Below are 17,784 nucleotides of genomic sequence, written 5' to 3'. Positions count from 1 at the left end.
TGATTAGGGCATGTCATTGAATAGGTTGGGTCATTTTGACCCGACCTACCTCGCTAAAACAAATTGCGATAAAGTACAGCAAGGTAGATTGTGCTAAGAGACACAATCTACCTTGCTGCCAAATATTAGGAGGGTGATATTACTGCTGTTACTTCGCGACTATTTCCGTATGCTTCCTGTTCCTTATTAAATGCTTCCCGAACCTCATCAAATTTAGTTTGCAAATGCTTCGGAGTGGTTGAAGAACCTATAAGAGATTTCTCGGAATTTTTTATCTCTCCAGGGATATGCTCAATGCCCTTACTTTTTTCAGCGCACAAAGTTGCATATGATTGATTAAGTTCTTTTTTTGCCGCCCCAACTGCCTCCTCCAATCTCATTTTTAGAGATTCAATATTTCCCTCAATTAAAATTAACTTCCTGGACACAGAAAAAATGGATGTAAATTTGTAAGGAGACTGATCTTGATCCATTCTATCTTTAAGACCTGAGGGATTAGATGCTCTTACTATTTGTTCATACTTTTCACGATAAGATTTAGGAAAACCTTCTTCTTCCATTACTTTATCTACAGTTTGTAAGTAGATTCCTAAATAAACAAGTGCTTCATAATTGTGTTTGTTTTTTAGCTCAAGTAGGATATCAACCCAGTGGCAAAATACTTTAATTTTATCGTCTCCTTTAGCTTCATTAATCTCCTTTATGAGCTTTTTATGTAAAGATTCTCTAAAATTTAGGTACGCTTTAAGATTTGGGCTAGCCTTATTAAAGCATTCTAATCCCTTAGGGTTTCTAAAATCCTCTAATGAAAGTGCAACATATTTTTTTCGCAATTCATAATCGATAAGTGCGGCATCCAAAGCGGCATTAGGTTGGAAAAGTTGCTGGTACATCTTAAGATACGGCTTAAAAGCTTTATTTTTTGTCAAATCAAGCTCTTTATCAATTGATCTTAAATTATCACGTACTAATAAATATCCCTCAGGATTATCCTGTTTTTTCATTAAAATAAGCGCTGTTTCCATCCATCGATGAAAAGCATTAATTTGAGCACTTTGGGACTCGTGCTTTGTTATATCTTCTCTAATATAAAATCCTAATATTTCCCGAATTTCTAAATGCTCCTCAGCACTTGTATCGTCATTGGCAAGATCTTTCAATTTTTTATCAATTGAAGCTAAGGCTTGACACACTAGAGAATATCCTTCGTAATTTTCTTTTTTCCATAAAAGTACTGCTGCATCCTTCCATCGACGAATCGCTTTAATTTTATCCTCTTGAGAAGAATGTTGGTTTATATCCTCTTTAATCAACTGTTCTAAGCCTATTAGAGATTCTATTTGTTCTTCAACACTTGCTTTTTCTTGGAGCTTAGCCTCAATTTTATCAGCACGTTCCTTTGCTGCGCCTCCTCTTAACTTTGCATCAAATAGTTTAGCGTGTTCATAAGCAAATCGAGACGTAATATATGAAGAGAACACCTTAAAATCAGGATCCTTTTTCATTTCCTTTCTTGTATCTTTATGAGTAACCATATCATCCCACACAGAAGCGGCATAAGGATGGGTTAAAAATTCTTGTTTTTCAATTAGATTTTTGAAATACGATTTTTTAAATAGAGTAATTTTTTGAGTCATATAAAACTTAAATTTAAACTGGAGGTGTGCAATTATAAGACTACTTGCTCATTTTGACAATGGATATTGCATAATAAATTATCCTCATATTTAACTTATGTATCAAGAAAAAACAAAAAGGTGGGGCAGGTGTTTAATGAATAGAACAGCGAGTGCATGAACCTTTTTTGCACTCGTTTTTAATCATCTAAATGATTTACAGGAATACCTTCCAAATTATTACAAACAACTCAGAAGTGGGATGAAATAAACCGGTCACCTTAAAAAAATTATAGCTTGCGTTCATGTAAATTAATACCATACAGCAAGCGTAGGTTGGGCGCATCGCCCAACCTTTTTTCCTTATCATAAGCATATTAAGGATAAGGAGATTGATTGTCGGGCCAAGAGCCCGACCTACGCTTGCTAAATGTTAACTAAAGTCTTTATCCAATTGACATGATTAATGAGCCAATAATCCCCGTATTACGGCTGCGCCTAATACGGGCTTGCTGTAAAACCCCTACATTAGCACCTCGTTTTTAGTAGAATTTTTTGAGGTCAGATCTAATTCAGCTATTTTCCTGCCTGATTTTAGGTTTTCAATGCTTTCAGAAGCTAACTGGGTCCTTTCTGAAGTCATGGCATTATTGAATGTTTCGACAGCTAAATTGATGAATTTCAATACTGGATCGCTACCGTCTAGAGGGGAATTTTTACAATACTCGGTGAAATACATTGCTACAGCAATCATCCTCTCGTGTGGATTTTCATATTTATCAAGGATATTCAACCAGCTTGTCGCGATGGAAGCATATTCCTCACATAAAAACTCTCCATTGTCTTTTCTATATAAATTTTGACATGCTTGCCCTAGAAAAAAGTCCAATCCTGCTTCAAAATCATCAAGTAGTTTCGTCGGATAAGGTGGCTGCCTAAAAAATTGGTTCGAGCGTGAAGGGTTATGTAAGGCAGAAAGTAAAGAAAAATGGCTTTTTTCCTTCTCTGGCTCCAAAGAGGAACGAAATACACTGTTTTTTATTTTTGTACTTAATTGATTAGCGACAATTTGTTGTCTTTCATCAATAAACTCAAGATCTTGGAAATCCAGATTATAATTATTGTTCACCTTTTGGCTTCGTGCAGCAAGAAATTGCAACGCAGAGGACATAAAGAAAGCCAAAGGTTTTTCATGTTGATACTCAGCCAATAATAAAGAAATATTGGCATATCCTGCTTTGGAACCCTGAGCTGCTGCTTTGAGATAATTATTAAATGCTTTTGTAAAATCCCCCTCTTTTTTGTAGAAATGCCCCAGTTCAACATAAGCTTGGGCAAATCCTAACTCTCCCGCCTTCGTTAAATGTTCAATAATAAATCGATTAGAGTCACTTGAGAGGGGTTGTGAAGAGAGTTGGTGGAGGGCAAGCATTCCCTGGCTGAAGTATGTAATAGCCTCATAATAACTATCATGGGAGTCCTCGTCAGCAAAAGAATGTTGTGGTGGTGAGAGTACGTTCTGCACCATTTCTAATTGCAGAGAATTTAACTTGGTTACATTTTGCATTATCATGGGCAAGAACTGTTTTAGTTGAGTAATTTTTCCCATTTGCTCTGACAATATTTGCTCCTCCTCCTTTGTGATTCCTTCATCCATGTAATTCTCAATCAATTCTTTATAATTATCTAATAACTGATTAATTTTTTTAACAGCTGAGTCTTTTGTTTCCTCTCCCTTTTTACAGAGAATTATAATTTTAACCATTTGTTGTGCCAGTACAGTCGCCTGATCCAACGCTTCACCAAGGCGAGGTACTTTTTGCTGATTCAAGAGACGTTCCAGAATATTTAATGATTCTTTGAAAAGCGGATCCTCAGTAAGACCTAATTGTTTTAAAGCCAATAAGCGATACAAGTGATATAGCCGGGGATCAGCAGGACTATGCTTTATTTCAAGGTAATCAATAAATTCCTGTAGATTTCCTGGTATTTTAGAAGGCTGGTCCCTTGAAATCGCTTCATAATAATCTTCCAATAAAAAATTATTGTAAAACTCGGGGGTAAATGTATAGCTGGGCTTGTGCCTTAAAATATCAAATAAAGAATTTAATAATTGCCCACTCTCAATCTCAAGTGCACCCTCACCACTAATCATTTTTTTGGAGGATACTGGCGGCGGGGATAAGTTTTGCGTGTCACTTATCGTCAAAAGTTCATCGGTTATTTCTTCGATCGATTTATTTCTACAATCTAAATGATAGATTCCTTCTTCATCTTTCCAGGATGTTTGCGTAGGTGGGGCTTTATCAAGTAACTCCGTGAGCACTCTGTCTCCATAGCTCATGCTACTAAAGCAATGGACACATAAAACTTCTTGTGTGAGCCGTTGGTTTAGTATAGGAAGTAGCTTTTCCAGGTGAGCTTGCCCCACAATAACGACAGAAATATCTTCATTATTGTGAGCCATATCCACAATATGAGCTGCCATAGTCTCATCTCGCTCGGGATCAGTCATTACGGCTTGAAGGTCTTGTTCAGGCAGTTTCTGCAAAACTTTATCAATAGCATAAAAATTAAACGTGAAATTCTTAAGCTGTCTTAACATCTCAAGCTTGAGTTGCAATTGATACACTTGTTGAATCATAAACTCGACCGTAGATAATTGCTCATTTAACAGCGGGGAGTGTTTGTCCAAACTAACCTTTTGAAGAATGGCAGAATACTCTTCAACAATTTTTTCTAAACTATGTATTGTTTCATCGATTGTTGTTAAATTGTCTGGAAGTTCTAATCCTAATGCAGATATTTTCACATTTGAATGAGACATCAGATGTAAGGTAACAAGCTCAGCAATAGAATCAAGATGAGATTCACCTATTATAATAATCTTGCCCATAGTGAATATAAATAGTACATGGTGATTATTATAGATTAGCTCACCTTTGATTCTTTGTCAGATTTTGAGTATTTAGCTCCGAATCATATTGAACATCAATTAAATCCATATAATGTTAGCAAGCGTAGGTTGGGCGCATCACCCAACATTTTTTCCTTATTTATAAGCATATTAAGGATAAAGATTGATTGTCGGGCCAAGGGCCCGACCTCCGCTTGCTATTCTCAAATGTAAAAACCAAGTATCTAGTTCATTATGGGTTGGGAGCCCTTTAATATAATGCACTAAGCGATAGGGTTTCTTTAGATAGAACTATAACTTCCTCTGGTCCAGGACTTCGAGTTCCCTGCTCCCAATTCCCAATCCTAGCAGCCCCTAATCCCGTCCTTTCAGCTAGGATTTTAATCGTCAACCCATTTGCCTTTCTAGCCTGTGTAATCCTACTGCCAATAATTTTTTTCAAGTTCATTTAGGTTCATTTGCTATCAAACGGAAATACCCCATTGACTCTAAAAAGTACGTATTTACAATGGGTTATCAACAACACGATTCGTATTATTGATTGATACTAATTAAAATCATTTAATAGTGCAAGCGCCAGGATTCTTTTGTGAAGATTCTTAATAAAGCTGGAGGTGCTGGGTTTCAAGTGACCGCTTATGCTCAGACTATCCAGGATATGGAAGTTGCACTTGGCTCCAAAGCTAAGTCAGATGTATCTGAGGGAAATTTTAATACCTTGATTATGCTGTGTGTTAAAAATGAAGAAACAGCCAATTTACTCGTTAAAGTGCTACCTCAAGTTGGCGTTGTTGGACATACTCAAGTTTTTATGGTTAATGATACGCCGCATGGAGAAGATGCGGTTTATTTTAATACAACTAATGAAGACAGAGTACAAACGTTTTTAAAGTGTATGGGTGTTATTAAATCTGCTGATATTATTGGCATCCGGCCAAATTACACGTTCCAGTAAGTTCTATTTTGGAATTCACTGCTAGACACTTAAATTTGGTACACACTGCGTACCAAATCTCAAATCATTCCATTTAAGTCTTATCGAGATTTAAAAAATAACGAGTTGCTTTAAGTTCGCCAGTTCGTTTGAGAATATTTTTTTTAACTAAGTCGTTTAGATCCCTGGTTGTTGTAGCGATCGGTGCGCCTGTTATACTCATATAATTTTTAGCACTTAAACCACCTACGAATCCATCAGGCCCCGCATGAAATAATCTCAATAAAGCCTTTTCTTGCCTTGGATTAATTTTCCCTTCCGCTTCCCTTAAAATAACAGCCTTCTTAATAATAAAATCAATATACAAATAAGTACTTTGTTGCGCTTCTAGAGCGATGTTAGCAAACCATATCAGCCAAGATGTTAGGTCTAAGGTTTTACTTGCCAAACCTAATTGTTGATAATATTCCTTTCTCTTTTTTAATAATATTTTAGCCAATACCGTCATTACTGGTTTTGAAAATCCTTGCGATAAGGCTTTTTCTGCTATAGCTCGCCCTATTCTTCCATTTCCATCTTCAAAAGGATGGATACTCTCAAACCATAAATGAGCTATTCCTGCTCGGGTCAATGTGGGTAAAGGAATTGAACCGGTGAGAGAACTACGTTCAAACCAATCAATAAACTGATCCATTTCGGCTGGAACAGATGATGAGGGAGGCGCTTCAAAATGTATTTTTCGATCATAATCAGGCCCAGAAACAATTTGCATTGCTTCTTCATGCTTACGATATTGCCCAATATGTTCCAAATGATGGCTATTACCCATTAAAAATTGATGCCATTCAAATAAAACCTGATGTGTTAGTGGACTAGGAATCGTTTGATATAAATTAACCATCATTTTAGCGATCCCATGCTCTGCCATGCTCGCTCTAGGAATTTCTGTAGACAACCCTAACTCTTTTTTTATAGAAGATTGTACGCTATCTCTGTTTAAATGCTCCCCTTCAATTTCAGAGCTATCCAAAGCATCAGTACACATTAAATCGATAAATAAATTTTGCTTACCTTCTTGAGAAATATGTTGTGAGGAACCAATAATAATCCCAGCACTCTCAGTAAAAGACTGTTCAAACACAACTAATTTATCTGAGTCCCAAGTAAAATTAGGCCAATTATCAAGCTGCCAATTCCATTTCATGATTAATAACCTCATCTTTTATTAATCATAATATAGCACATCAATGATTAATAAATCATGATTTTATTACTCAACATTAATTTCTTTATAAGTTTAGTGAATTAATTAAATGGTTTTTTGCATTAGTTTGTAATGTGGGAGATTACCATTTTAAATATTAAATTTGATTCCAAAAGTTTAACATTGCAAAGCAATGTATATTGCGCCCTTAGAAAATTATTGAAAATCGAATATGGATTTCAATTCAAAATCTCTATTGGGTCGTACAGGAGAGCTCAGTAGTCAAGTAATCCTTGACCACTAAATAGCAATTTATAAAAAGTTAAATTCTGAACTGCATTAATTTGAAATTTTAATTAAATTAAATGAACATTCCGGAACTTCCGGATACTTCATCTAATATTGGAGATTTATGGGAGACAACCGGATTATTAAATTTGGCACGCAGCGCGTTCCAAATTGCTGAGAAGAGAAATTGTCCCCTTCAAACAAATGACAAAAACATTTGAACAACATATTAATAATTTTGAGTGGTACAAGTGGAACTAAGAGGACAACTTGATTTTACTGAGCTATCAGCGTTCCACGTTCAAAATTTGCAATGGTACTAGTAGAACATTATGTAGAGCATATCTATATTTTTATTAAACTCGTAATAATCTCACTCAGTGATTTCATGGATTCTTCCCAGCTAGCAGGATTTTTATTGTATACTAAAGGACCAATAAAGTTTTGATATCTCACTTTGAACTTCTCCTGTTCTTGAATCCGTTCAAAACCATATAGGAGTTCTTTGTAAGGATCATCTCTAAATTGAGGGTGCTGGTTACCAAACTCTTTAATATCTATTTCAATGACTTCCTTGACTAATTTACTTATTTTGTTCTTATCTGCATTAGATTGATTTATGAGATGGAGATCGTAAATATGTCGAACCAATGTATCATCTTCATTTCTTGAAGGATTTCTTTCATAAGACGCGGTTCTTCTGAGTAAAGCCACTAGTTTTTCACTTGCTGTAAGTTCGATAGATGCGCAATCACATTGAGGAATTTCTGGAGGTAATTTAAGTATCTTCGAATACATTGAAGAAATTGGTGCTTTAATGGTTGTATCAAGAAGGGATGATTCCGTTATTTCTAACTGGTCTCAGGACGAATGGCACTTATGGTAGGATGAAAACGAGGATATTTCACATGGAATTGTAAATATTTGCCCTCATCGCGCTTTCTTTTTTCACTCAACTCAAATATTGTGCGCGCATCTAACAATGCATAAAGTTTCTGATGAAGATAACCACGTAATTTTCGTTGCTGTCCTCTCGTTTCGTTTTGAACATCCGAGGATGGTATTAACTTGATATCCACATCTTCAGACATACGAAATATTTCTATGTGAGCCTTGGATAAGCAAGTCCCACCTGCAAAAACAATTGAATATCCAGGATCATTGATAGAATGAAGCAACTTTAATAATTGAATAGCATAGTAGTCCTTTTCTACGAGAACTGGTTCTTCTATACCAAGAGCATCAGCAACATCTGCAAAAATCGTAGGGTCTATTTCTTCCATTAAGGGCTAACAACCTTTAGGGTAAATTTATCTGTTCCTATTTTACGGTTAAACCTGCTTTTTACGACAAACTCAGCATTTGCGGGTATTTGTGTAGAGTTCGTGAGATAAGATTTCGTTGCATTGGAGTATTGCCACTTTACACCAAGTCGAGTTAATGCTTCTCTAGAGATGGCTGTAAACCCTCCTTCAGCAGCAAGCATAGGTTTGCCAGTAATTCTATTTATTCTAGCTTTTGCATACAAACCATAACCTATTTTGAGCAACTTTCCTTCTCTGGATAATTCTTTTAATGCTCTGCCCACTTGATCATAATCACTTAATTTTTCAAAATCAGAGCGTAAAAAAACCTGCCGTTTAGATCGGCCGATCTTTTTCTCAATTCTACTTCTAAGTGATACGCGTGACATGGCTCTGTTTTCCGATAGTTTCTTATAACATGATTATAGCAAAAATACGACACTTTTCAAAACAAAAATACGACACTTCATCTGATGTTCGTCCCACTCACCGTGAAGGAGTGATCGGTATTGGAGGACTTGGCCATATGGCGTTACAGTTTCTCAATAAATGGGGATGCGAAGTAACGGCGTTTTCCTGATAAAGAAGCCGAAGCCAAGCAGATGGGGGCACACTATGTTGTTAATTCTAAGATAATAAAGCGATAGAAAAGCTACAAAGGTACGCAGAAATATGAAATCCAAAATGCTCTCACCTTTTGAAAAATATTTCCTTGGACAACGCAGCATTGTCGAAACAGTTATTGAACAATTAAAATCAATTTGCCAAATTGAACACACGAGACATCATAAGCCTGATAATTTTGTTATTAACCTCTTATCATGGTTAGCAGCTTATATGCTCAAAACGAGAAAACCTTCCCTAAAAATCCATGCACTTGAGAAAAATTTGGGAATACTTATGTCGAGCTGAGGTTATGTAATTTTACCTGAACATATTCATATGATTTGAGAGTTACCAAAGGATGATTCGAACTATTCACAGCGTTCCTAATTTTGATTACCATCTTAAGCCTATTTTAATTTGCTCCAATGTCACATTAGATGCTGTTCTAAACGTGGTATATGGGTTTAAATTTGAGTCTTTGATCAATGATTGATTAGCAAAATCTTGCAGGGTGTTCCATACCCATTCGATTCGGGCATTGAGTTTGGAGTTCACTGCTATTTCCATTCCCAAACCCAATTGTAGGCCCTGGCAATCTTTATCTGAGGAAAATTTTCCGGAAAAATTACCTAATACTCCAGTTTGGGTGATGCCCCCACTTAGTTGTATATTACTTATCAAATATCCTATACGGCCATATAATAGGGAGTGTTCATTAAAATAAAATCCTGGCCGTGCTGCAATACCGTATTGCCATCTTTGGCGAAATGTTCCATGAAGGGCTCGAGTGTAAAGTGCATTGGAATCAGTGAATTCAATATTCCCCTCATTGGAGCTGGCGTTATAAAAGCCTTCTAAAGCAAGATAAAAATTATTTATAAATCTCTTCCCATACCCCAAAAAAAGTTCACCTCCATAACCTGAACCATGCCAGTCAAAATGATCAAAATCGAGGAAAGGTAGGGCATTGCTGGATTCGATTCGCTCAAAATTATAAGATGCAGTATCTTTAATTACGGATAGTCCAAGATATAATCCAGGAATGTTTATTAAGCCTTTCTTTTCTATACTCCAACTCAAACTGGAGAACGCAAAGAGCAAAACTAAAGTGGCGATTATTCTTAGTATCATTTGTACATCCTTGAAGATTCTGGCAACTATAAATGTCCTCAAGGGTATGAAATTACAAAGAAATTTGCAATATCCAGCAAGGGTACTACATTAAAATGGTCTGACATCGACTTAAAAGCGAAAACATTTACTATTAATAAAACAAAAAACAATGAAGCCCATACCCTTCCCCTTTATGATTTGTTGATCGCTAGAAAGACAAAAGCAATGAACGACTATGTTTTCCCAGGACCAGGAGCCGCAGGCCATATTATTGAACCACGCAAACAAATGGCACATGTGACAAAAAATTCGGGTGTTCATTTCACAATACATGATTTGAGACGAACATTCATTACCATTGCAGAAAGTCTGGATATCCCTGCTTATGCTTTAAAGCGTTTAATGAACCATAAGATGAGTAATGATGTGACCGCAGGATACATTATTGTTGATGTTGAACGATTAAGAAAACCCATGCAGCTTGTTACTGATTATGTTTTGAAGTGTATGGGAGTCTCTAAATCTGCTGATGTTATTGATATTCAGCCTACAAAAATAGCATAACCTTTCATTATGTCTCCAATTTGGACCGCAGGGAGAACCAAATTGGATATTGAATTATATTATTCATCAAATGGAAATTAGTTTATTTTTTATTATACAGTTAAACTAAAAGTTTATGTAGGCAATAAAATATAAACCTATCTATTATCTCTTAATCCAGTTATTTAGGCTCTATTATCATGCTTCAAGAAGAAAAAATCTATATCGGTATTGATGCCTCCAAAACAACTTTAGATATATTTATCCTTCCAAACAAAAAGTATATGCAATTTACAAATGATATGTGCGGCATTCAGAAGTTACTTAGTAAAATACAACAACTATTTTCGGATGCATTGATTGTTATAGAATCGACGGGTGGATATGAGCCCCTCTAAGCCAGGAGCTGAGCAAAGCCAATCTAAAGATCTGTGTTGTAAATCCACGACAAATAAGGGATTTCGCTAAAGCTTCAGGAAGATTAGCTAAGACAGATAAAATAGAGCCAAAACCTAACGTTGTTTATAATGAGCAGCAACAGAAAATGGTCGCCAATAATATTGGGGACATTAACACCAAAGCAAATTGCTGCTTTAGCCGGTTTAGCGCCATTTAATCGAGACAGCGGGACTTTAAAAGGTAAACGAACCATCTGAGGTGGTGGAGCTTCTATAAGAACGGCGCTTTATATGCCTACTCTAGTCGCTATAAAACATACCCATCAAATAAAGACTTTCTATAATAGATTATGTCTTGCTGGAAACTCCAAAATGACAGCTTTGATTGCTTGTATGAGAAAATTACTCATTATAATGAATACCATGATTAGGAAAAAACAATGTTGGATTTTCGAATAAATGCAACTGTCTTGATTTTTAATTCAAGACAGTTGCTACTTGTTTTAGTTGATTTTTTTCGCCTTGGTTAGAAACTATTCCCTAGCTCACTGGAAGACGCTATAACTTGCGGGTTAATAAAATATTTATTGCATGCATTCTGTGATTTAAATCATTAAAATAACTTGGTGAGAAAGGACAAATAACACCAAGGATTAGATCATAATGATTTTTAAAAAACTTTTTTCTATCTCTCTACCTCTACAAGTAATCATAGCGGTTATTGTTGGTGTTCTGACAGGATTGCTGATCGGAGATAAGGCAGTCATTTTTGAACCCATAGGTAGAATTTATACAATGTTAATGGAAACCGTTGTGTTCCCTTATATTATGTCCACACTGTTAGTCAGCCTTGGAGATTTATCGCCCTCGCTTTCAATCAAGCTATTAAAAAAGATATGGGTCTATTTTTTATTATTGTTACTTACCTATGGCACATTGATTATATTAGCCCAAGCAATACCATTAGGGACCACATTATCAACCTACGAACAAACAAACGTTCCTCAACAATCGGGAATTTTAGATTTTCTACTGCCAGAAAATCTATTTTATGATTTAACAAATAACTATATTCCGGCTGTTGTAATTTTTTGTATCTTATTTGGATTCATACTTCAGCTCATACCAAATAAATCAACCCTGTTTAGTGTATTGGAAACAATAAGCGACACCTGCCTATTATTTTGGAATCGGCTGGTTAAGTTCGCTCCTATTGCTACCTTTGCCTTATTGGCTTATATTTCTGGAACAATAAAATTCAACCAATTATATGATCTCAGCATATTTTTGATTTTATTTCTTATTGGTATTTTATTGCTTATTTTCTGGATCATCCCCATCACGATTTCTTCTTTTACTAATATTCGATATAAAGAAATCCTGCCTGAACTTCGAGATGCACTTATTATATCTGCCATCACGACATTATCTGTCGTTGCATTACCCTATATACAAAAAACTACAGAAAAGTTTATTGCTCATAAAAAATATGAGGTCGATACGAAAGAAAACAAAGATATCATTAAAACAATCTTACTGATCAATTATCCTCTCGCACAATTAGGCAATTTCTTTGTATATCTTTTCATCTTGTTTGCCTCACTCTATTTCAATTCGCCAATTAATAACTTGCAATATATCTTTCTGCCTGTTGTTTCATATCTCTCATCAATTGGATCACCATCGAGTTCTATTAACTCTGTTGCTTTTCTTGCTAATTGGGTGAGCTTGCCTATCGATACAGTTAATCTTTATATGAGCTTATTGCCACTTATTCGCTATGGACAAGTGTTATTGTCTGTCATGGGTTTTGCCTTTATTTCTATCATTGGTACTTTCGTGTTCTTTGGATATGCAAGAATAAACTATAAAAAAATAGCTGGTCATTTCATCGTCGCTTATGCGTTACTCTTCATGCTTACCTTTGCTTTAAAAAGCGTATTTCCCAACCCGGGAGAAAAAAATTATACGCGATTGAATTCATTTTCATTAAGCAGAACACTTGTTGCTAATACTCAGGCAACCATCATGCCATCTTTTGATGAAAAAAATATCTCATCGAAAGAAAGTATAGAAGACGCTTTATTTCGTATACAAAGAACCGGCGTATTACGAGTGGGATTTAATGCGGATATGCGTCCTTTTGCTTTTTACAACAAACAAAATCAATTAGTCGGCTATGATATCGCCTATGCTTATGCACTTGCCAAGGCATTGAACTCTCGCCTCGAATTTATCCCTTTTACTTGGCAATATTTAGTTCGCGACCTGACAGCCAATAAGTTTGATATTGCCATGTCGGCCATTTACGCAACTGAACAACGATTGACAAGCAGCATGTTCACACGACCGTATTTTCATAGTCCAGTTTCTTTAATTGTACCTAAAGATAAGCAAAATCAATTTCAAACTGCAGATCAGATAAAAAATATGGAAAAATTAAGGATCGGTGTATTTAATGATCCCGTTTTAATTCCATTAATTCAAAAAAACTTTCCTAACGCGCGTATTGTGATCTTGCCAAATATAAGCGGTAACGCGCCTGCACAAGCCTTCGAGCAGAATCTGATTGATGCCATTTTGTGGAGCCAAGCTCAAACTCAAGTGTGGGTCTTGGCACATCCTGATTATGTTTCTGTTGTGCCTTCAGGCGTTCCTGCACCATTTCTCATTGCGTATATGGTACAGCGTAACTCACCTCAATTATTAAATTTTTTAAATTATTGGCTTACACTCAAGAAAAATGATGGATTCCAGAAAAAAATGTACAATCAATGGATATTAATTCGGCCCAGTACTGATCATCAACCACGATGGAGCATTTGGAGAAGTATATCAAATCGGCATGGTTCAAATCAGTGAACACTTCACATCAAGTAGCAACTGTCTTGAAAAAAATTTTCAAGACAGTTGCGTCTGTTCAAAAGTCCAATATTGTTTTTTCTTAATCAGAACATTCATAATGATGAGTAATTTACGCATACAAGCGATTAAAGCGGTCATTTAAGCTTTTCCTGCCTCACATAATCGTTGATAGAAAACTCTTAGCAGAATGGTTTTCCTCATAAAAAATAAGAGTAAACACTCCAGGGTTGTTATGGAAAAGATCACTACGAAGTTTGAAGGATTACCTAAAAAAATGCTGAAAACAATTACGTTTGATCAGAGCTCTGAGTTTGCTGAGCACCAATATCTTGAAGAGCATATGAAGTGTGAGGTTTATTATTGCGAAGCACATTCACCATGGCAGAAAGGAAGTAATGAAAATATGAATGGTCGATTAAGAAAATACTTACCAAAAAATGCTAAAATTAACCTAATAACACAAGAGGAACTTGATGTAATAGCAGCCAAAATGAACCGGTGCCCTAGGAAGGGTATCGGCTATAAAACGCCCAATGAACTGTTTATACAGCAATTTAAAAATGATTGTCGCATTTGGAGTTAAAACTCGCCCTCAAAAGACATTCTTAACTTATTGATTTTACAATGCCGCTGCGCAGAATCGAACTGCGGACCTTCTGATTACGAATTAGTGAATTATGTGTTTTAGCCAATTAGACACTTTTTTAAATTCTTTTAATTTCCTTTTATTTACTTGATGTTACAGCACTATTACGTTATAAGTTCTATTAATTAATTTTAAACAATTGTGCGACACAGTTGCGACACAGAAAAAACAGAACATAAGAATCGACTATGAAAATAAACAAAACAAACATAGAAAACCTCCCTCTTCCTCAAGCAACGGAAGCAGGAAAAACAGCGCAAAAAAGATATTACGATGACAACCTAAAGGGATTTGGCATACGTGTGACTTCGGGAGGAGCAAAAGCATTTTTTGTTGAAAAGTTCATCAATAAAAAACGCTGCCGAATTACTTTAGGGCATTACCCAGAGCTAACCGCTGAAATGGCAAAGAACAAAGCCCTGCATCTTTTAGGGCAAATCGCTATGGGTATTGATCCGGTTGCTGAGAAAAGGGCAGCAGAAATTCAAGATATAACCCTTAATCAAGTTTTTAAAGACTACATTAAAACCAGAAAGAACTTAAAACCCAAAACGCTAGATAACTACAAACATATATTAGATAAAGCCTTCACCAGCTGGAAAAGCAAACCGATGTTATCCATTACCCGAGATCGCATTGCCAAATATCATGAAAAACTAGGCCAAGAACGCGGTGAAGCCTATGCCAATTTGGCCATGAGAATACTCCGTGCCTTATTCAATTTTGCTGCTGGACAATACGAAGATAATAGTGGTCATTCTCTTTTCTTAGATAACCCAGTAAAACGCCTATCCCAAACACGAGCCTGGTATCGTATTGAACGACGAAAAACTTATATAAAATCTCATGAGCTCGCCGCATGGTATACAGGATTACAACAAATCCAAAATGAAACATTACGTGATTATTTGCTGCTCATCTTACTGACAGGACTACGCCGACAAGAAGCAGCTACATTAAAATGGTCTGACATCGACTTAAAAGCGGAAACATTTACTATTAGTAAAACCAAAAACAATGAATCCCATACCCTTCCCCTTTCTGATTTTCTTTATGATTTGCTGATCGCTAGAAAGGCAAAAACAATTAACGACTATGTTTTCCCGGGGCCAGGAGCAGCAGGCCACATCATTGAACCACGCAAGCAAATGGCACATGTGACAAAAAATTCGGGGGTTCATTTCACAGTACATGATTTGAGACGAACATTCATTACCATTGCAGAAAGTCTGGATATTCCTGCTTATGCTTTAAAGCGTTTAATGAACCATAAGATGAGTAATGATGTGACTGCTGGATATATTATTGTTGATGTTGAGCGATTAAGAAAACCTATGCAGCTTATTAATGATTATATTTTAAAATGCATGAATGTAATAAAATCATCAAAAATACCTGATCCACAAGATTCGGAAAACACAATTTATAATGGAGTATTATGAGTAATCCAATCCTAATCTATCAAACTGAAAATGGTGCTCCAAGAACGGAGGTAGTTTTACAAAATGAATCAGTATGGTTGACCCAAAATCAACTTAGTGAGCTATTTGGTACACAAAGACCCGCCATCACGAAGCATCTTAAAAATATTTTTGATAACCATGAACTAGATGAAAGTTCAGTATGTTCCATTTTGGAACGTACTGCAGAGGATGGTAAGCGATATAAAACAAAGTTTTATAATCTTGATGCAATAATAGCTGTTGGTTATAGGGTTAATTCAAAACAGGCTACTCAATTTAGAATATGGGCAACCAATGTTCTCAAAGAATATTTAATTCAAGGTTATACCCTTGATCGAAACCGTTTACAGAAACAAACACAGCAAATAAAAAAATTAGAAAAAACATTGAGATTATTCCAACAAGTTCAAACGGAATCGTTAAAGGAATCTGAGGCTAGTGGCCTTTTATCTGTTTTAACGAATTACACCCATTCTTTTGTTTTATTGAACCAATACGATACAGGTAATTTTCCTAAAGGCGAATTAAATACCCATGTAACTTATGTCATTGAATATCAAATAGCAATAAAAGCCATAGAAAATTTGAAGAAGAAGCTAATAGTAGAACAACAAGCTACTGAGTTATTTGGACGCCCCAAAGATAACAGCTTTGAAGGAATTTTAGGTAATATCATTCAAAGTTTTGGTGGTGAGTACTTATATCCCAGTATTGAAGAACAAGCCGCGCATTTGTTGTATTTTATTATTAAAAACCATCCATTCTCAGACGGAAATAAACGGATTGGGGCATTTATGTTTATATGGTTTTTGCAGCTTAATCATCACCATCTGAAACATAATGGTGATGTTAAAATCAATGATAATGCCTTGGTTGCTATTGCTTTGTTGGTTGCGCAGAGCGATCCATCTCAAAAGGATATTATGATTCAGTTAATTATCAATTTAATTCGGGATGCAGATTAACCTAGACTTATTTCAATTTGGAACGCAGTGCTTTCCAAATTGAGTTGATTCATTATTGCATTTTAGTACGTATTGAAAATCAAACTCCGCCTGATTGGATTCTACAAGAAAATATTAAGCAAAACGTGATCCCTCGAGTCATAGAAGAAAAGCTTCCTCTCCTTAATAAATAGAACTGTTAACTTAATATTTACAATTTATACAGTTCTGGTATTGTCCCAAAGACCAAAGCCTAAATTAAAGGCATTTAGTCATTTTCTGAGTCAGAACACTCGCCAGGAGAACCTTGTTGGAAAACATGAACAAAATATATTCATTTATCAATGAGTGTAAAAAAAGTACGCCTTACCAAAGCAGTGTTACTTTCTTAAATAAATATTACCCCTCAATCTATAAATGGCTCAAATATAAAAAATGGCATTGGATTTGTCTTCTACCATTCATTTTTTATCTTTCATACTGTACATATTTAAAAAGTACACCTTCAGGAGCAACTATTTTAGGTATCATTGGCGCAATTTTCAGTTTACTCAAATTAAAACTAGATCAAACAAATTATCAAAAAAGTTTGTTTGAAGAAAGATTTGCCATATTCAAGGAGTGTGATGAAATATTATATTGTTGTTTTCATGATGAAAGCAAAGATGGCGAAAAAGTAAATTGGAGACTTTTAAGCCAAAAATTAGACTCTTTTTATAGAAAAAGTTACTTTCTTTTCGGTAAGGAAACCTATGCTTTCCTAACTGAGTTTAGAAAAGCGGTATTAGAACATGCCTTCGGACGCGATTCAGATAAGGAGATGAAAATAAAAGCTGAAGAGTTTCTTGCTAATTTATTGAATAAACAAACATTATCCGATCATTTTAAAGAGCTTAAAATTGCTCATTACATTTAATCACTTAACCAAAATTCAACGAGCGTA

General features: G+C 35.5%; 12 protein-coding genes and 6 pseudogenes. 9 read left to right on the top strand and 9 right to left on the bottom strand.

The annotated features are described in order from the left end of the window. Nucleotides 1–125: 125 nt before the first annotated feature. The 3 genes from LXO92_RS08165 to LXO92_RS08155 all read right to left on the bottom strand — a co-directional run bounded on the left by LXO92_RS08165 (nt 126) and on the right by LXO92_RS08155 (nt 4,981). Nucleotides 126–1,637: a hypothetical protein gene (locus tag LXO92_RS08165; RefSeq protein ID WP_182352166.1), complete on the bottom strand. Its 1,512-nt coding sequence runs from the start codon at nt 1,635–1,637 to the stop codon at nt 126–128. Between the two features lie 502 nt (nt 1,638–2,139). Then, nucleotides 2,140–4,512, bottom strand: a complete 2,373-nt coding sequence (locus LXO92_RS08160) for an SEL1-like repeat protein (RefSeq protein ID WP_232890756.1) — start codon at nt 4,510–4,512, stop codon at nt 2,140–2,142. 271 nt (nt 4,513–4,783) lie between these two features. Beyond that, nucleotides 4,784–4,981, bottom strand: coding sequence for a helix-turn-helix domain-containing protein (locus tag LXO92_RS08155; RefSeq protein WP_182352164.1), 198 nt, complete (start codon nt 4,979–4,981; stop codon nt 4,784–4,786). Between the two features lie 129 nt (nt 4,982–5,110). On the opposite strand from LXO92_RS08155, the pseudogene LXO92_RS08150 reads away from it, so the two are divergent. Continuing rightward, nucleotides 5,111–5,488 (top strand): annotated as a pseudogene (locus tag LXO92_RS08150) (TraM recognition domain-containing protein); the annotation flags it as partial. A gap of 73 nt (nt 5,489–5,561) precedes the next feature. Here the strand turns inward: LXO92_RS08150 and LXO92_RS08145 are convergent. The 4 genes from LXO92_RS08145 to LXO92_RS08135 all read right to left on the bottom strand — a co-directional run bounded on the left by LXO92_RS08145 (nt 5,562) and on the right by LXO92_RS08135 (nt 8,652). Next, complete coding sequence (locus LXO92_RS08145) at nt 5,562–6,671, bottom strand: Fic family protein (RefSeq protein WP_182352163.1); 1,110 nt, start codon at nt 6,669–6,671, stop codon at nt 5,562–5,564. Nucleotides 6,672–7,304: 633 nt separating this feature from the next. Beyond that, the gene (locus tag LXO92_RS17145) at nt 7,305–7,757 is read right to left on the bottom strand and encodes a nucleotidyl transferase AbiEii/AbiGii toxin family protein (RefSeq protein ID WP_255666627.1); all 453 of its coding nucleotides are present in this window, start codon (nt 7,755–7,757) and stop codon (nt 7,305–7,307) included. Nucleotides 7,758–7,810: 53 nt separating this feature from the next. After that, on the bottom strand, nt 7,811–8,242 hold the full coding sequence (locus LXO92_RS17140; RefSeq protein ID WP_182352162.1) for a nucleotidyl transferase AbiEii/AbiGii toxin family protein: 432 nt from the start codon (nt 8,240–8,242) through the stop codon (nt 7,811–7,813). Then, nucleotides 8,242–8,652 carry a DUF6088 family protein gene (locus LXO92_RS08135; RefSeq protein WP_182352161.1) on the bottom strand — a complete coding sequence of 137 codons (411 nt, stop codon included), beginning with the start codon at nt 8,650–8,652 and terminating at the stop codon, nt 8,242–8,244. The genes LXO92_RS17140 and LXO92_RS08135 overlap by 1 nt, the downstream gene beginning before the upstream one ends. Nucleotides 8,653–8,917: 265 nt before the next feature. Here LXO92_RS08135 and LXO92_RS08125 point away from each other — a divergent pair. After that, nucleotides 8,918–9,175 (top strand): annotated as a pseudogene (locus tag LXO92_RS08125) (transposase); the annotation flags it as partial. An 87-nt stretch (nt 9,176–9,262) separates the two neighbouring features. Here LXO92_RS08125 and LXO92_RS08120 read toward each other — a convergent pair. Next, nucleotides 9,263–10,000 carry an outer membrane protein gene (locus tag LXO92_RS08120; protein WP_232890754.1) on the bottom strand — a complete coding sequence of 246 codons (738 nt, stop codon included), beginning with the start codon at nt 9,998–10,000 and terminating at the stop codon, nt 9,263–9,265. 78 nt (nt 10,001–10,078) lie between these two features. On the opposite strand from LXO92_RS08120, the pseudogene LXO92_RS08115 reads away from it, so the two are divergent. The 3 genes and pseudogenes from LXO92_RS08115 to LXO92_RS08105 form a co-directional block, all read left to right on the top strand. Continuing rightward, nucleotides 10,079–10,546 (top strand): annotated as a pseudogene (locus tag LXO92_RS08115) (tyrosine-type recombinase/integrase); the annotation flags it as partial. Between the two features lie 179 nt (nt 10,547–10,725). Next, nucleotides 10,726–11,382, top strand: a pseudogene (locus tag LXO92_RS17280) (IS110 family transposase). A 204-nt stretch (nt 11,383–11,586) separates the two neighbouring features. Then, entirely contained in the window at nt 11,587–13,785 is a 2,199-nt protein-coding gene (locus tag LXO92_RS08105) for a cation:dicarboxylate symporter family transporter (protein WP_232890752.1), read from the top strand. Nucleotides 13,786–13,824: 39 nt separating this feature from the next. Here the strand turns inward: LXO92_RS08105 and LXO92_RS17275 are convergent. Next, nucleotides 13,825–13,971: pseudogene (locus tag LXO92_RS17275) on the bottom strand (IS110 family transposase); the annotation flags it as partial. Here LXO92_RS17275 and LXO92_RS08100 point away from each other — a divergent pair. From LXO92_RS08100 to LXO92_RS08085, 4 genes and pseudogenes are all read left to right on the top strand, one after another. Next, nucleotides 13,970–14,371, top strand: a pseudogene (locus LXO92_RS08100) (IS30 family transposase); the annotation flags it as partial. The pseudogenes LXO92_RS17275 and LXO92_RS08100 overlap by 2 nt on opposite strands. A gap of 251 nt (nt 14,372–14,622) precedes the next feature. After that, nucleotides 14,623–15,876: a tyrosine-type recombinase/integrase gene (locus tag LXO92_RS08095; RefSeq protein ID WP_232890750.1), complete on the top strand. Its 1,254-nt coding sequence runs from the start codon at nt 14,623–14,625 to the stop codon at nt 15,874–15,876. Continuing rightward, nucleotides 15,873–16,862, top strand: coding sequence for a virulence RhuM family protein/type II toxin-antitoxin system death-on-curing family toxin (locus LXO92_RS08090; protein WP_232890749.1), 990 nt, complete (start codon nt 15,873–15,875; stop codon nt 16,860–16,862). Before LXO92_RS08095 ends, LXO92_RS08090 begins: the two co-directional genes overlap by 4 nt. Before the next feature lie 298 nt (nt 16,863–17,160). Next, complete coding sequence (locus LXO92_RS08085; RefSeq protein ID WP_233291526.1) at nt 17,161–17,757, top strand: hypothetical protein; 597 nt, start codon at nt 17,161–17,163, stop codon at nt 17,755–17,757. Nucleotides 17,758–17,784 lie beyond the last annotated feature (27 nt).

This window comes from Legionella resiliens (assembly GCF_021344005.1).
GTDB classification, from domain to species: domain Bacteria; phylum Pseudomonadota; class Gammaproteobacteria; order Legionellales; family Legionellaceae; genus Legionella; species Legionella resiliens.
This window is presented reverse-complemented; position numbering and strand designations above follow the sequence as displayed.

What these genes read in the sequence shown, in the direction of transcription:
- LXO92_RS08135 (WP_182352161.1), bottom strand. Translation starts at nt 8,652, where the DNA reads ATGTCACGCGTATCACTTAGAAGTAGAATTGAGAAAAAGATCGGCCGA.
- LXO92_RS17140 (WP_182352162.1), bottom strand. Translation starts at nt 8,242, where the DNA reads ATGGAAGAAATAGACCCTACGATTTTTGCAGATGTTGCTGATGCTCTT.
- LXO92_RS08090 (WP_232890749.1), top strand. Translation starts at nt 15,873, where the DNA reads ATGAGTAATCCAATCCTAATCTATCAAACTGAAAATGGTGCTCCAAGA.
- LXO92_RS08085 (WP_233291526.1), top strand. Translation starts at nt 17,161, where the DNA reads ATGAACAAAATATATTCATTTATCAATGAGTGTAAAAAAAGTACGCCT.
- LXO92_RS08145 (WP_182352163.1), bottom strand. Translation starts at nt 6,671, where the DNA reads ATGAAATGGAATTGGCAGCTTGATAATTGGCCTAATTTTACTTGGGAC.
- LXO92_RS08120 (WP_232890754.1), bottom strand. Translation starts at nt 10,000, where the DNA reads ATGATACTAAGAATAATCGCCACTTTAGTTTTGCTCTTTGCGTTCTCC.
- LXO92_RS08165 (WP_182352166.1), bottom strand. Translation starts at nt 1,637, where the DNA reads ATGACTCAAAAAATTACTCTATTTAAAAAATCGTATTTCAAAAATCTA.
- LXO92_RS08160 (WP_232890756.1), bottom strand. Translation starts at nt 4,512, where the DNA reads ATGGGCAAGATTATTATAATAGGTGAATCTCATCTTGATTCTATTGCT.
- LXO92_RS08155 (WP_182352164.1), bottom strand. Translation starts at nt 4,981, where the DNA reads ATGAACTTGAAAAAAATTATTGGCAGTAGGATTACACAGGCTAGAAAG.
- LXO92_RS17145 (WP_255666627.1), bottom strand. Translation starts at nt 7,757, where the DNA reads ATGTATTCGAAGATACTTAAATTACCTCCAGAAATTCCTCAATGTGAT.
- LXO92_RS08095 (WP_232890750.1), top strand. Translation starts at nt 14,623, where the DNA reads ATGAAAATAAACAAAACAAACATAGAAAACCTCCCTCTTCCTCAAGCA.
- LXO92_RS08105 (WP_232890752.1), top strand. Translation starts at nt 11,587, where the DNA reads ATGATTTTTAAAAAACTTTTTTCTATCTCTCTACCTCTACAAGTAATC.